This is a genomic window from Microbacterium excoecariae (genome assembly GCF_011326725.1).
Classification (GTDB): Bacteria; Actinomycetota; Actinomycetes; order Actinomycetales; family Microbacteriaceae; genus Microbacterium; species Microbacterium excoecariae.
Genome location: NZ_JAANCO010000001.1, coordinates 263,232 through 277,594 on the forward strand (window position 1 = coordinate 263,232; position 14,363 = coordinate 277,594).

At 72.3% G+C, this 14,363-nt stretch carries 12 protein-coding genes and 1 riboswitch; of the genes, 7 read left to right on the forward strand and 5 right to left on the reverse strand.

Annotated elements, in window-relative coordinates:
* Positions 1–15 precede the first annotated feature (15 nt).
* Positions 16–1,125, reverse strand: coding sequence for an aminotransferase class I/II-fold pyridoxal phosphate-dependent enzyme (locus G8E01_RS01095; RefSeq protein ID WP_166314676.1), 1,110 nt, complete (start codon positions 1,123–1,125; stop codon positions 16–18).
* Between the two features lie 87 nt (positions 1,126–1,212).
* Here G8E01_RS01095 and G8E01_RS01100 point away from each other — a divergent pair, with 87 nt between their 5' ends.
* The 4 genes from G8E01_RS01100 to G8E01_RS01115 all read left to right on the forward strand — a co-directional run bounded on the left by G8E01_RS01100 (position 1,213) and on the right by G8E01_RS01115 (position 5,784).
* Positions 1,213–2,955: an ABC transporter transmembrane domain-containing protein gene (locus tag G8E01_RS01100; RefSeq protein ID WP_166314679.1), complete on the forward strand. Its 1,743-nt coding sequence runs from the start codon at positions 1,213–1,215 to the stop codon at positions 2,953–2,955.
* The gene (locus tag G8E01_RS01105; RefSeq protein ID WP_166314682.1) at positions 2,952–5,018 is read left to right on the forward strand and encodes an ABC transporter ATP-binding protein; all 2,067 of its coding nucleotides are present in this window, start codon (positions 2,952–2,954) and stop codon (positions 5,016–5,018) included. The genes G8E01_RS01100 and G8E01_RS01105 overlap by 4 nt, the downstream gene beginning before the upstream one ends.
* A gap of 22 nt (positions 5,019–5,040) precedes the next feature.
* Positions 5,041–5,108: riboswitch (guanidine-III (ykkC-III) riboswitch) on the forward strand.
* Positions 5,109–5,123: 15 nt separating this feature from the next.
* On the forward strand, positions 5,124–5,438 hold the full coding sequence (locus G8E01_RS01110) for a DMT family transporter (protein ID WP_166314685.1): 315 nt from the start codon (positions 5,124–5,126) through the stop codon (positions 5,436–5,438).
* Position 5,439: 1 nt separating this feature from the next.
* Complete coding sequence (locus G8E01_RS01115) at positions 5,440–5,784, forward strand: SMR family transporter (protein ID WP_166314688.1); 345 nt, start codon at positions 5,440–5,442, stop codon at positions 5,782–5,784.
* 147 nt (positions 5,785–5,931) lie between these two features.
* Here G8E01_RS01115 and G8E01_RS01120 read toward each other — a convergent pair whose 3' ends face one another.
* Entirely contained in the window at positions 5,932–6,789 is an 858-nt protein-coding gene (locus G8E01_RS01120) for a TIGR03620 family F420-dependent LLM class oxidoreductase (protein WP_166314691.1), read from the reverse strand.
* Between the two features lie 97 nt (positions 6,790–6,886).
* Positions 6,887–7,972, reverse strand: coding sequence for a 3-hydroxyisobutyryl-CoA hydrolase (locus G8E01_RS01125; protein WP_166314694.1), 1,086 nt, complete (start codon positions 7,970–7,972; stop codon positions 6,887–6,889).
* Positions 7,973–8,062: 90 nt separating this feature from the next.
* On the opposite strand from G8E01_RS01125, the gene G8E01_RS01130 reads away from it, so the two are divergent.
* Positions 8,063–9,925, forward strand: a complete 1,863-nt coding sequence (locus G8E01_RS01130) for an ATP-binding cassette domain-containing protein (RefSeq protein WP_166314697.1) — start codon at positions 8,063–8,065, stop codon at positions 9,923–9,925.
* 18 nt (positions 9,926–9,943) lie between these two features.
* On the opposite strand, the gene G8E01_RS01135 is transcribed toward G8E01_RS01130, so the two are convergent.
* The gene (locus G8E01_RS01135) at positions 9,944–10,969 is read right to left on the reverse strand and encodes a LacI family DNA-binding transcriptional regulator (RefSeq protein ID WP_166314700.1); all 1,026 of its coding nucleotides are present in this window, start codon (positions 10,967–10,969) and stop codon (positions 9,944–9,946) included.
* A gap of 152 nt (positions 10,970–11,121) precedes the next feature.
* Between G8E01_RS01135 and G8E01_RS01140 the strand changes: the two genes are divergently transcribed.
* Positions 11,122–12,675 carry a glycoside hydrolase family 43 protein gene (locus G8E01_RS01140; protein ID WP_166314703.1) on the forward strand — a complete coding sequence of 518 codons (1,554 nt, stop codon included), beginning with the start codon at positions 11,122–11,124 and terminating at the stop codon, positions 12,673–12,675.
* 13 nt (positions 12,676–12,688) lie between these two features.
* Positions 12,689–13,981, forward strand: coding sequence for an MFS transporter (locus G8E01_RS01145; RefSeq protein ID WP_166314706.1), 1,293 nt, complete (start codon positions 12,689–12,691; stop codon positions 13,979–13,981).
* Here the strand turns inward: G8E01_RS01145 and G8E01_RS01150 are convergent.
* The gene (locus G8E01_RS01150; protein WP_166314709.1) at positions 13,965–14,351 is read right to left on the reverse strand and encodes a hypothetical protein; all 387 of its coding nucleotides are present in this window, start codon (positions 14,349–14,351) and stop codon (positions 13,965–13,967) included. The genes G8E01_RS01145 and G8E01_RS01150 overlap by 17 nt on opposite strands.
* Positions 14,352–14,363 lie beyond the last annotated feature (12 nt).

Below are 14,363 nucleotides of genomic sequence, written 5' to 3' on the forward strand. Positions count from 1 at the left end.
CGCCCTCCCGCGCGCCTATCGGGTCGTCGTCGCCCACGCACTGACGGCGTCGATGAAGCGGTCGTTGTGCTCCGCCTCGACGACCGTGTACCGCACGCCGAGCCCCGGGAACGCCCGGGCGAGGATCCGCGCGGTCGAGCGCAGCTCGGCCGCGAGCTCCTCGGCGCGCTCGCCCACCGGGAGCCAGACGAAGTTGCCATCCGAGTGCGGGACGGGGATCGACGGCTCGCCCTCGGCCTCCGCGCGCTCCATCCGGTCGCGCAGCGTGCGCTCGATGCGCTGACGCTCGGCGACGATCCAGGCGACCCGCTCGTCGATCGCGTCGAGCCCCGCGTTGGAAAAGCAGAACGCGGTCGCGGCGATCGCGAGGCGGTCGACCCCGTTCTCCGTGCGCATCTTCGCGAGCCCCGCGATGATCTCCGGGCGGGCGAGCGCGTACCCGACGCGGAGGCTTGCGAGCCCCGCAGCCTTCGAGAGGGTGCGCAGGACGACCGCACCGTCCGGCAGGGCGATCGCGTCGCCGAACACCGGGGCGCCGAAGCGGGCGCGCGGGCTCGTCGCGAAGTCGCTGTAGGCCTCGTCAAGGGCGAGCACGACGTCGCCGGGGATCGCCGCGACGAGCCGCTCCAGCTCCTGCCCCGTCAGCGCGCGCCCCGAGGGGTTCTCCGGGGTCGCCACGATGACGACGCGGGTGCGCGGGGTGAGGGCCGCGGCGAGCGCCGCCACGTCGGGCGCGCCGTCCGGCGTCGCCGGCACCGTCACCGGCGTCGCCCCGTGGGTGTGGCACGCGGAGACGTACCCCTCGAAGGTGGGCCAGCTGAAGAGCACCTCGTCGCCCGGCTCACACACGGCGCCCACGAGCGCGCGGATGAGGTCCATGCTGCCCGAGCCGAACAGCACCTCCTCGGGGGCGCGGCCGTGCGCGCGGCCGACCGCGGCGCGCGCGGCGTCGAGGGCGGATCCGTACTCGTTCAGGCGCGGGATCTCGGCGCGGATCGCCTCCTCCAGGCCCGGAAGCGGCGGGACGTGCGGCTCGTTGAAGCACGCGCGCACGAGGTCCTCCGGCAGGTCCGCGCGCGCGAACGTCGGGATCTGATCGTGGGCGGCGCGGAAGCGGATGGGCATGGATCCATTCTCCCCACTCGCGCGGGACCGGGCGGCGCAGCCGCGCGCGGGCTTCCCGATGTCGGTGGGGTGTGGTGTGCTCTATCCGTGCTCCGGAAAATCCTCACGCGATACCTCGCGCGGTATCGCCTCCTCCTGGTGGGCGTGCTCGTCTTCCAGCTGTGCTCCGCGCTTGCGGCGCTCTTCCTCCCGACCCTCAACGCCGACATCATCGACAACGGCGTCGCGAGCGGCGACGTGGGCTATATCGTCCGCACGGGCCTGTGGATGCTCCTCGTCGCGCTCGGGCAGATCGTCGCCGCGATCATCGCGACGCTCTGCGCCGCGCGCGCGGCCATGGGCCTCGGCCGCGACATCCGGCGCGACGTCTTCCGCAAGGTCTCGGGCTTCAGCGAGCGCGAGGTCTCGTCGTTCGGCGCGGGGTCGCTCATCACGCGCAACACGAACGATGTCCAGCAGGTGCAGATGCTCGCCATGATGAGCGCGACGATGCTCGTCATGGCGCCCATGATGGCGATCGGCGGCATCATCATGGCCGTCCGGCAGGACGTGGGCCTCAGCTGGATCCTCGCGGTGTCCATCCCCGTCCTCCTGGCGCTCGCGGGGCTCATCATCAGCCGCATGGTGCCGCTGTTCCGGAGCTACCAGACCCGGCTCGACGCCGTGAACCGCATCATGCGCGAGCAGCTCACGGGCGTGCGCGTCGTGCGCGCGTTCGTCCGCGAGCGGATCGAGGAGGATCGCTTCCGCCTCGCGAACACTGACATCATGGTCGTCGGCCGCAAGGTCGGCTCCCTCTTCGTCCTGATGTTCCCGCTCGTCATGCTCGTGCTGAACGTCACGATCGTCGCGGTGGTGTGGTTCGGCGGCATCGAGGTCGACGCCGGAAACACGCAGATCGGCACCCTGTTCGCCTTCATGCAGTACGTCGGCCAGATCCTCGGCGGCGTCATGATGGCGAGCTTCATGGCGATCATGATCCCGCGCGCCTCGGTCTCGGCCGAGCGCATCGGCGAGGTGCTCGCGAGCGAGACGACACTCGTGCCCCCGGCCCACCCCGTGGCCGAGATGCCGCGGCGCGGCGCGGTCGAGTTCCGTGACGTGGGATTCACCTATCCGGGCGCCGAGGCGCCCGTGCTCTCGGGCATCACCTTCCGCGCGGATCCGGGCGAGACGGTCGCGATCATCGGCTCGACGGGCGCGGGCAAGTCGACGCTCATCTCCCTCATCCCCCGCCTGTTCGACGCGACGGCGGGCACGGTCCGCGCGCAGGGCGTCGACGTGGCCAAGGCCGACCTCGACACGCTCTGGCGGGGCATCGGTCTCGTGCCGCAGCGGCCGTTCCTCTTCAGCGGCACGATCGCGACGAACCTCCGCTTCGGCCGCGAGGACGCCACGGACGAGGAGCTGTGGCGCGCCCTCGAGATCGCGCAGGCGGCCGACTTCGTGCGCGACAAGCCCGACGGCCTCGACACGGCGATCGCCCAGGGCGGCACGAACGTCTCGGGCGGCCAGCGCCAGCGGCTCGCGATCGCCCGCGCCATCGTGCACCAGCCCGACATCCTCGTCTTCGACGACTCGTTCTCCGCGCTCGACCTCACGACCGACGCGCGGCTGCGCCAGGCGCTCTGGCGAGAGCTGCCGGAGGTGACGAAGATCGTCGTCGCGCAGCGCGTCTCAACGATCACCGACGCCGACCGCATCGTCGTCCTCGACGACGGCCGCATGGCCGGGGTCGGGTCGCATGAGGAGCTCCTCGAGACGAGCGAGACCTACCGCGAGATCGTCGCCTCCCAGCGCGGCGCGGACGAGAGCGAGGTGCGCGCATGAGCGGCGACGTCCAGACCCCGGACCGCGAGGAGGAGCGCCAGACGCACGAGGCGATCGCCGCCGCCGGCGCGAACGAGCCGGGCGCGATGGGCGGCAAGCCCCAGAACTTCTGGCCGAGCTTCCGGCGCTTCATCGGCCTCCTGCGCCCGTACGCCTGGGTGTTCGGGTTCGCGACCCTCCTCGGCGCGCTCGGCGTGGTGCTGTCCGTGGCGGGCCCGCGCGTGCTCGGCGAGGCGACCAACATCGTCTTCGAGGGCGTGATGTCGCAGGTGCTGGGGTCCGGGTTCGAGGGCATGAGCCAGGCCGAGGTCGTCGACGCGCTGGAGGCATCGGGGCAGGGCGACTTCGCGAACATGGTCGCCGCGATGCAGAACTTCTCCCCGGGCGACGGGGTGGACTTCGCGCAGCTGCGCACGGTCGTCGTGTGGGCGCTGTCGATCTACGTCGTCTCCGCGCTGCTGCAGTGGCTCCAGGGCTACATCATCAACGTCGTCATGGTGCGCACGATGTGGCGCGTCCGCGAAGACATCGAGGCGAAGATCCACCGCCTGCCGCTGAGCTACTTCGACCGCGTGCAGCGCGGTGAGCTGATCAGCCGCGTCACGAACGACGTCGACAACATGACCCAGACGCTGCAACAGTCGCTGTCGGGCGCGATCACGTCGCTGCTCATGGTCGTCGGCGTCATCGGGATGATGTTCTCGATCTCGTGGCAGCTCGCGCTCGTCGCGCTCGTGTCCCTGCCGCTCATCGCGATCATCATGGGCGTCATCGGTCCGAAGTCGCAGAAGGCGTTCCAGGCGCAGTGGCGCAAGGTCGGGCGGCTGAACTCGCGGGTCGAGGAGTCCTTCTCCGGCCACGCGCTCGTGAAGGTCTACGGCCGCGAGAAGGCCGTCGCCGAGGCGTTCGACGAGGAGAACGAGGAGCTGTTCCGCGCCTCCTTCCAGGCGCAGTTCCTCTCCGGGGTCATGATGCCGTCGATGCAGTTCGTCGGCTACCTCACCTACGCGGGCATCGCGGTGCTCGGCGGGATCATGGTCGCGAACGGGCAGATCCGCATCGGCGACGTCCAGGCCTTCGTGCAGTACTCGCAGCAGTTCACGCAGCCGCTCACCGAGCTCGGCGGCATGCTGCCCGTCGTGCAGTCGGGCACCGCGTCGGCCGAACGCGTCTTCGAGCTGCTGGACGAGGACGAGGAGGAGCCGGACCGCGACGACGCCCCGACGGCGCCGGAGGACGGCGCGGGCGTGATCTCCTTCGACGGCGTCACGTTCTCGTACTCCGACGACCAGCCGCTCATCGAGGACCTCTCCTTCCGCGTCGAGCCGGGCCACACCGTCGCGATCGTCGGGCCCACGGGCGCCGGCAAGACCACGCTCGTGAACCTCCTCATGCGCTTCTACGAGGCCCGCGGCGGGGCCATCCGCCTCGACGGCCAGGACGTCGCCGAGATGACCCGCGGCGACCTGCGCGGGCGCACCGGCATGGTCCTGCAGGATCCGTGGCTGTTTTCGGGATCCATCCGCGAGAACATCCGGTACGGCAATGCGGACGCGACCGACGAGGAGGTGCGCCGCGCGGCCGAGGCCACCTACGTCGACCGATTCGTGCACTCGCTGCCGGACGGCTACGACACGGTGCTGGAGGAGGAGGCCGCGAACCTCTCGGCCGGCGAGCGGCAGCTCGTGACGATCGCGCGCGCCTTCGTGCGCCGCCCGCAGGTCCTCATCCTCGACGAGGCGACCAGCTCCGTCGACACGCGCACGGAGCTCCTGCTGCAGAAGGCGATGGCCGCGCTGCGCGAGGGCCGCACCTCGTTCGTCATCGCGCACCGCCTCTCGACCATCCGCGACGCCGACCTCATCCTCGTGATGGAGAAGGGCCGCATCGTCGAGCAGGGCACGCACGACGCGCTCATCCAGGGCCGCGGCGCGTACTGGCGGCTCTACCAGAGCCAGTTCGAGCACGCGGCGGTCGACGTCGACGAGGTCGCCGCGATCGAGGAATCCCTCGGCACCGCCGAGGTGCCCGTGGCGGGCGGAGAGCGACCAGGGGATGCATAGGTCCTCTGGGTATCCTGGGATGCGTGAGCACCCCCCAGGGCGCTCGCGGACGAGGGAGCCGTACCCGCACCGCGACAAGACGGCCACGAAGGGGTGACCCTCGCCATGGAATGGGTCGTACTGATCGCTTCGGGCATGCTGGAGGCCGTCTGGGCCTCGGCGCTGGCCGCGTCGCGCGGATTTCGCCGGTGGAAGCCGACCGTGCTGTTCGTGGTGTCCCTGGCCGCAAGCATGGCCGGCCTCGCCTGGGCGATGACGGGTCTCGACACCGGGACGGCCTACGCGGTGTGGGTCGGGGTCGGCGCGACGCTCACGGTGGTGTGGGCGCTCGTCACGCGCCAGGAGCGCGCGACGGCCGCGCGGATCCTGCTGCTCGCGCTGCTCGTGTGCTCGATCGTCGGCCTGAAGGCGGTGAGCTGAGGTGGCGTGGGTCGTTCTCCTCGTTAGCGCCGTCTTCGAGGCGGTGTGGGCGACCGCGCTCGGCCTGTCGGGCGGGCTGACGCAGCCGATCCCGACCGCCGTCTTCCTCGTCGCACTCACGGCGAGCATGGTCGGGCTCGGCGTCGCGGCGAAGCGCATCCCGATCGCTACGGCCTACCCGGTCTGGGTGGGCGTCGGTGCGACACTTACCGTCCTCTATGCCATGGCGACCGGCGCCGAGGAGGTGTCCGCGCCGAAGCTCCTCTTCATCGCCGGGATCGTGGGCGCGGTCGTCGGGCTGAAGCTCCTCCCCGACGACGCCCCCGCCGCGAGTCGCGACGACTGACGGGCTAGGGCGTGTCTCCCTCTTGGAGCCGCACCGAGCAAGGGCCCGAGTACGTGGATCGCAAGGCGGACGAGGGAGGCGATGCGTCAGCATCGTCGACCGAGGAGGCGCCGCGAGGCGCATGCTCGGGCCCTGCGCAGGAGGCGATCAAGAGGAAGACACGCCCAACGCGCCGTCGGTCAGCCCGACGGCGTCGGCGACGCGCTCGAGCGAGCCGAGGATGTCGGCGCCGAGCGGCTGCACGCCGACGTGGGTGGCGCCCGCCGCGAGATGGCGACCGATGCCCGCCGCCGCGGCCGCGGCCGTCGGGTTCGCCGCCACGAGATCGATGAGGGCGTCGGATCCGCCGTCCGAGACGTCCGCCTCGCTCGCGCCGAACCGCTTCAGCGCGCCGACGTAGTTCTCGAGCCGCAGGTATCGGTCGAGGAAGGCGCGAGCCGTGGCGCGGGCCTCGTCCGGCGTGGCCGCGAGCGACACCTTCAGCTCGGGCGCGAGCAGCCGCTCGCCCACGATCTCTTTCGCGTGCGCCGTGTGCGCGGGCGTCGTGAGGTACGGGTGGGCCCCGAGCGTGCGCTCCGCGGCGAGCGCGAGCGTCTTGTCGCCGAGCGCCGCGAGCAGGCGCTGCTCGGGCGGCACGCCCTCCGCGTCGAACACGTCGAGGTACCGCCCGAGCGCCGCGAGCGGACGGACGCGCTCGGGGGTGGCCTCGCGGTGCCCCGAGCCGATGCCGACCACGAACCGGCCCGGGTGCTGGTCGGTGATGCGCAGGTAGGACGCCGCGACCTCGACGGGATCCGCCTGCCAGATGTTGACGATGCCCGTGGCGACGACGACGCGCTCCGTCTCGTTGAGCACCGCCTCGACGCTCGTGAGCTCCGCGTCGGGGGATCCGCCGATCCACAGCGTCGTGTAGCCGAGGCGCTCGGCCACGGCCGCGACGCCCGGCGTCCACGCGCTCTCCCACAGCCACACGCCGTACGTGCCGAAGTCCTCTACCCGCGCCATCCGATCGCCTCCCGTGCCCACCCTAGGCACGGCATGTGATCGCCCGGTAGCGGGCGTGTGTCATCTCGCGACGCATTTGGCGCGCCGGGCGCGGGCGTTAGAACAGGGGCCGGGGGTTCTCGTGGGAGAAGGCCTGGCCCACGATGTCGGCGGGAAGCTCGGCGAGCGTCGCGGGGTGCCACCGCGGGCGGCGGTCCTTGTCGACCATCTGCGCGCGGATCCCCTCGAGCATGTCGGGCTGCGTCGTCGCGAACCAGCCGATGAGGCGGAACTCCTGCTCGAGCGCGGCCCGCAGCCCGGGGAGGGCGCGCGCGGACCGGATCGCGGCGAGCGTGACGGCGAGCGCGGTCGGCGGGCGCTCCTCGAGAGCGGCGAGCGCGGTGGCGGGCGAGCGCACGTCGGCCGCCCAGCGCGCGTCGGCCGCGAGCTCGCGCAGCCGGTCGAGGATCCCCGGCAGGGTGTCGCGCGAGAACGCGTCGTCGATCCACGCGCGGGCAGCGGTGAGGCCGCTCTCCTCGGGGGTCTCGTCGAAGAGCAGGACGAGCTCCGTGGGGGTGGCGGGATCCGCCCGCGTCTCGAGCGCGTGCAGAACGGCCGGGAGGTCGGCCCGCGGCACGAGGTGGTCGGCGAACCCGGCGTAGATCGCGTCGGCGGCGTCCATCGCGTCGCTCGTGAGGGCGAGATACTCGCCGATGCGCCCGGGAGCGCGGGCGAGGAGCCAGGATCCGCCGGCGTCGGGCGTGAAGCCGATCCGCGTCTCGGGCATCGCGAGGCGCGAGGTCTCCGTGACGATGCGGACGTGCGCGTGCCCGGCCATGCCGATCCCACCGCCCATCGTGATCCCGTCGGCGAAGGCGATCACGGGCTTCGGGTACTCGGCGATCGCCGCGTTCATGCGGTACTCCGTGCGGAAGAACTCCTCCGCGTCGCGGACCTCGCCCGCGCCGATCCCCGCGTACAGCGCGCGCACGTCGCCGCCGGCCGAGAACCCCCGATCGCCCACCCCGTCGAAGACGATGAGATCGACCTCCGGATCCTCGCGCCAGGTGTCGAGCGCGGCCATCACGGTCGTGAGCATCGACAGATCGACGGCGTTGATCGCCTCGGGGCGATCCAGGGTGATGCGCCCCACGCCGTCGCGAACGCGAACTCTGATGCGGGGGTCGGCCTCGGGTGCACTCACCCCGGACACGTTACCGGCGGTCAGATCCCACACCTCCCAGGGGTTATCGGCAAAGATGGGGGAAACGCACAACGAGTGAGGGAGGTGCGCGTGAGCGACGGCAAGGTGCTGGAATTCTCCGATGTGTCGATGGTGTTCGGGGATGTCCCGGCGGTGGCGAGCCTCACGGCGCGCGTCGAGCCGGGCCTCGTGACGGCTTTCCTCGGCCCGAACGGGGCGGGCAAGACGACGACGCTCCGCATCCTCCTGGGGCAGCTGCGCCCGACCCGCGGGTCCGCGACGATCGGCGGGCGCCCCTACACGCAGATCGTGCGGCCCGCCGCCGCGATCGGATCCGTGCTGTCGACGCGCTCCCTCGACCGCTTCCGCCGTAAGACCGCGGCGAAGTACCTCGCGCGCGCGGCCAAGCAGGTCGGCGTGAGCGCGGGCCGCGTCTCCGAGGTCCTCACGATCGTGGGGCTCGCCGACATGGGCGACGTGCGCATCGACTCGCTCTCCCTGGGCATGAAGCACCGCCTGGTCGTGGCCGAGGCGCTCCTCGGCGACCCCGGCGTCCTCGTGTTCGACGAGCCGGCCAACGGTCTCGACCCCGAGGGGATCCGGTGGATTCGCCTCCTCATGCGCCGCTTCGCCGACGAGGGGCGCACCGTCCTCATGTCCTCGCACCTGCTCAGCGAGGTCGAGCAGGTGGCCGACGCGCTGCTCGTGCTCAACGAGGGCCAGCTCCTGTTCGAGGGCCCCATCGAGCTGCTCAGCGAGGCCGAGGGCGGCACCGTGACGGTCGACGCGTCGGATCGCGACGCGCTGGGCGCGCTGCTCGCATCGGCCGGGCTGGGCTATCGGGTGCTCCGGTCGGGCATCGCCGTCGACGGCGCGACCGCGTCGCAGATCGGGGCGCTCGCGGCGCGCGAGGGCATCGCCCTGACGACGCTCACTCATCGCGGGCCGACGCTCGAGGACATTTACCTGCAGATCATCGAGGGCACGTGGCAGGCCCCGGCGCGCACCGCGGCGCTCGAGCCCGCCCCGCTCGCGGACGACGCGCCCGCCGGTGATGAGAATCCCGCCGAGGAGCCCGCCGCCGGCGACGACGAGCCCGCCGAGGGGGCCGCCGGCGACAACGAGCCTGCCGAGACCGATGCACCCCTCAGCTTCGACGAGCTCCTCAGCGGCGACCCGTCGCAGGCCGACATCGAGGCGCACGACCGCGCTCTACCCGGGTCCGCCGCGCTCGCGGGCCTCGCGAGCGCGCTGCACGCGGCCGACGACGAGGACGAGGACGGGGACGACGAAAGCGTCGCTGCCGCCGCGGACGAAACCGCGGGCGACGCGGGCGCCGACGAGGCCCCCGCCCCCGCGGAGGAAGCCGCGGACGACGCTGCGGAGCACGCGGGGTCCGAGGGTGCCGACGCGGATGCGACAGCGGACGCGGACGAGGACGATGCCGAGGCCGACGACGCGGGCGCCGAGACCGCGGCCGAGGCGGACGACGCGGAGCCCGACGACGACGCGGGGTCCGACGACGCGGAGCCGGCGGACGACGCGGAGCCGGCGGACGACGCGGAGGACGGCCCGATCGACGCCGACGCCGACGAGGCCGCCGCCGCCGAATCCGGCGACGACGCCCCGTGGGACGACGCGCCGAGCGAGGACGAGGTGGCGGGCACCGCAGAAGACGCCGACGGGGCCGCGGACCGCGAGGCGACGGATCCGCGCGCCGCGGACGAGGCCGGCGCGCTCATCACGGGCGTCCCCTTCGGGACGGCGGCGGACGCAGGCGCGGCCGACGCCGACGCCGACGCCGACGAGTGGTCGTCACAGCTGCGAGCGATGTTCGCCGAGGACGCCGACGACGCGGAGGATGACGGCCGCGGCGCCGAGTCCCCGGCGCCGCGGGGCTTCCCCGGGGCCGCGTTCGGGTCCGCCGCGACGCGCGACCCCGAGGCCTCCTGACGACGCGCGCCGCCCGGGTCAGCCCCGCGGCGGCGCCGTCGTCTCGCGCACGACGAGGTGCGTTGCGAGCGACACGTGGTGCGACACGGGCGGCCTCCCGTCCCGGATCCCCATGAGGGTCCCGAGAGCCACCCTCCCGATTTCGGCGACCGGCGTGTGCACGGTCGTGAGGAGCGCCGGGGCGGGCAGCGTCGCGTAGGTGTCGTCGAAGCTCACGACGCTCACGTCGCCCGGAACGCTCAGCCCCGCGCGCGTGAGGGTCCGCACGAGGTCGAGGCCCGAGGGATCACTCCCCGCGAAGAAGGCCGTCGGCGGATCCGGGAGCGCGCGCATCGCCTCGGCCGCGACGCCCGCGCTCATCATGCCCCGCTCCGACACGAGCTCGGGATCAAAGGGAATGCCGGCCTCCTCAAGCACGGACCGATAGCCCGCGAGGCGCGAACGCAGGCCGGCGTGCGTCGGCGAGCCGCCGACGAAGGCGATGCGGCGGTGGCCGAGCTCGGCGAGGTGGGCCGTGCCCTGGTAGCCGCCCATCATGCCGTCCGAGCCGACCGTCGCGACCTGCGGGTCGAGCTCGTTCGGCGAATCGACGGCCACGAGCGGAAAGTCGAGCTCGTGGCAGAGCTCGACGACGGCCCGCGAGACCCGCGTGATGGCCACCATGAGGCCCGCGTGCCCGCGCGCGTGGAGGGCGCGGATCCGCTCCTCCGTCGGGGCGCCGCCGGGACCCGGCGATAGCGGCGCGAGCACGTCGACCTCGATCGCCACGCCCCGCGCCTGCCCCTCCGCGACGATGCCGTCGAGCAGCGTGAGCGCGTAGAGGTTCGCGAGCGTGTCGAACATGATCACGGCGGACGGGTGCCCCGAGCCCGGGCGGGCGGGCGCCTCGTAACCGACGGCGCCCAGCGCCTCGCGCACCCGCGCGCGCACCGCGTCGGAGACCCCCGGGCGGTCGTTCAGCACCTTCGACACGGTGCCCTTGGACACCCCGAGCTGCGCGCCCACCTGCTCGAGCGTGGGGCGCGTTCCGCGGCCTCGTCCCATGCGGCTCCCTTCCGCACACCAGGTTAGCGAAACAGTTTCGCGTTGTCACTCGTGAAATCCACAAGATTCTCGCTTGACGGCCAGAAATTGCGTGTGTACCGTATCCGCGTTTCCGTAACAGAGCGAAACAGTTTCGATGCAGAGGAGCATCCATGGCAGCGCCTGAAACGCCCTCGGGCTACCCAAACCCCCTCCTTCCGGGCTTCAACCCCGACCCGAGCGTCGTCGCGGTCGACGGCGCGTACTACATCGTGACCTCGACGTTCGAGTACCTGCCCGGCCTGCCGGTCTACCGCAGCACCGACTTCGTCGAGTGGGAGCAGATCGGCAACGTCGCGACGCGGCCCGAGCAGCTCGAGATCGCGGAGGTGCCCACGAACCTCGGCGTGTGGGCACCCACGCTCCGGTTCCACGACGGCCGCTTCTTCGTCATTGTGGGCGTCCCCGGCGGCCGCGGCTGCATCGTCTTCACGGCAACGGACCCCGCGGGCCCCTGGAGCGACGGCGTCGTCATCGAGGGCCTGAACGGCATCGACCCCGACCTGGCGTGGGACGAGGACGGCACGGCGATCATCACCTTTTCCGGCCTCATCCTCAGCGGCCCGGAGACGGGCACCCACCTGGGGATCCAGCAGGTGCGCGCGGACCTCGACACGGGGGAGATCCTCACCCCGGTCCGCGACATCTGGTCGGGATCCGGATCCATGTTCCCCGAGGCGCCGCACCTCTACCGCCGCGACGGGTTCTGGTACCTGCTCATCGCCGAGGGCGGCACGGAGCGCGGACACGGCTGCTCGATCGCCCGCGGCCCGTCGCCGGAGGGGCCCTTCACGGCCTTCGACGGCAACCCGTTCCTCACGGCGCGCAGCACGATCCGCCCCGTGCAGAACACGGGACACGGCGACTTCGTCACGGGGCCGAGCGGCGAGACGCTCCTCGTCATGCTCGGGGTACGCCCGCGCGGCGGAACCCGCGCGTTCTCCCCCCTCGGCCGCGAGACCTTCGTCACGCCCGTGCGGTGGGTAGACGGCTGGCCCATCGCGGATCCCGTGGCGCACGCCCCGCGCCCGGAATTGCGGGACGACGTCGCGTTCGACGGCCCGCTCGACAACCGCTGGATCGCGCCGCGCCGGCTGCCCGCCGAGCTCGCGTCCGTGGATCCGGCCGCCGAGACCCTCACGATCCGCGGCGCCGGCACGACCCTCGACGGGCTGCGGCCCGCGTTCGTCGGGCGGCGCCAGCTCGCGATCGCGACGCGCGCGGCCGTCACGGCCGACGTCTCCCGCGGGATCGGCGGGCTCGCCGTCCGGTACGACGAGGACACGCACGTCGACATCGAGGCCCGGGTCGACGGCGACGGCGTCATCGTGACCGCGCGCGCCGTCGTGCCGAGCCTGCGCCAGGAGTGGTCGGCGCGGCTCCCCGCCGGCCCCGTGCGCCTCCACCTCGACTCGGCGTTCCCCGACACGGATTCCTTCGGCACGCTCGCGATGACGAGCGACGTCATCACGCTGTGGGCCGAGTCCGGCGGCGAGCGCGTCGAGCTCGCCGCCGTCGACGGCCGGTCGCTCTCCGCCGAGACCGCCGCCTCCTTCACGGGCCGCGTGATCGGCCTCTACGCCACCTCCGGCGACGTCACGTTCCGCGCGTTCTCGTCCCTCGGGACGGAAGCCCCCTCCCCCGCCACCTTCGGCACCGCCGCCTAGAAGAAAGCCCCCCATGACCACCACCCCCTCCGTTCCCGATCCGCAGCCGCGGTTCGACGCGCCCACCGCGACGACAACCGTCGCGACCCGTCCCCGCGCGACCCGCTTCGGCGCCGGCTTCCTCCTGTTCGGCGTCCTCTGGGCCGTCGGCCTCGCGATGGTCGGCAACGTCCTCCTGCCCCAGCGCCTCACCGACATCGGCGTCGCCTCGCCCGACGCCTGGTTCGGCACGATCAACTCCGTCACCGCGGTCGTGTCGCTCGTCGCGAACCTCGTCTTCGGCAACCTGTCCGATCGCGTCCGGACCCGCTTCGGCCGGCGCACGCCGTGGATCGTCGGCGGCGCCGTCCTGGGCGGCGCCTCCCTCGTGGGCGTCGGGCTCGTGGCCTCCCCCGCCGCGATCCTCGTCCTGTACTGCGTGACGATGGTCGGCCTCAACATGATGCTCGCGCCCGCGATCGCCGTCATCTCCGACCGCGTGCCTCAGGAGGTGCGCGGCACGATGTCCGCGTTCTTCGGCGCGGGCGTCACGGTGGGATACCCGCTCGGCGCCATCGTCGGCGCGGCCTTCATCACGGTCGTCCTGCCCGGATACGTCCTCGCGGGCGCGCTCATGTTCGCCGCGGGTATCGTCGCGGTCATCGTGTGGCCCCGCGAGCGCGACGCCCGCGGCACCGCGGCGCAGGGCGGCGGCTTCCTCGACCTCGTGAAGTCCTTCCGCCCGCCGCGCCCCTCCGCGGCGCCCGACTTCTACCGCGCGTTCGCGTGCCGCCTGTTCATGCTCGTGGGCTACCAGATGATCACGGCGTACCAGCTCTACATCGTGCAGAACTACGTCGGGCAGACGGTCGTCGAGTCGGCCGCGACCGTGTCGACGATGTCGGTCATCACGCTCGTCGTGGGCCTCGTCGCCTCGCTCAGCGCGGGTCCGATTTCGGACTGGATCGGGCGCCGGAAGCTCCCCGTCATGATCGCGAGCCTGCTGTTCGCCGTCGGCATCGCGATGCCGTGGATCTTCCCCACCGCCATGGGCATGTTCCTCTACGCGGGCATCGCGGGCCTCGGCTACGGCATCTACAGCTCGGTGGACCAGGCGCTCAACGTCGACGTGCTGCCGGACCAGGAGAAGGCCGGGAAGGACCTCGGGATCCTCAACCTGGCGACCACGCTCGGCCAGACGCTCGGCCCCATCATCACCTCGACGCTCGTCGTCGTCACGGGCGGGTACCAGCTCGTCTTCCCCGTCGCGATCGTCATGGCGATCCTCGGGGCCGTGTCGGTGATCGGGATTAAGTCAGTTCGGTGACCTCGCCGGCCTCGCGCTCCTCGTCGCGCTGCAACGCGCGGGCGAGCGCGAGGCCGTGCTTCGTCGACAGGACCACGCGCTGGAACTCCTCGCCGTCGGCGAGGTCGATCACGACGCCCGGTCGGCCGGGCCGCACGGCGAGAAAGTCGTCGCCGAACACCGACTTCCACGTCCCGTACGCCAGCCGGTTCGGAACGTGCGTGCCCGGGGCGCGCACCCCGCGGATCCACGTGAACGGGTCGTCCGTCAGCTGCACGCGGGCAATCGCGGCCCGCGGGATCCGGAGCGGATCCTTGCGGAGCGCGAGACGGCGCTCCAGCGGGGCGAGCTGCACCTCGAGGAGCTCGGAATCGACGAGCAAGCTGACCATGCCCCCATCATT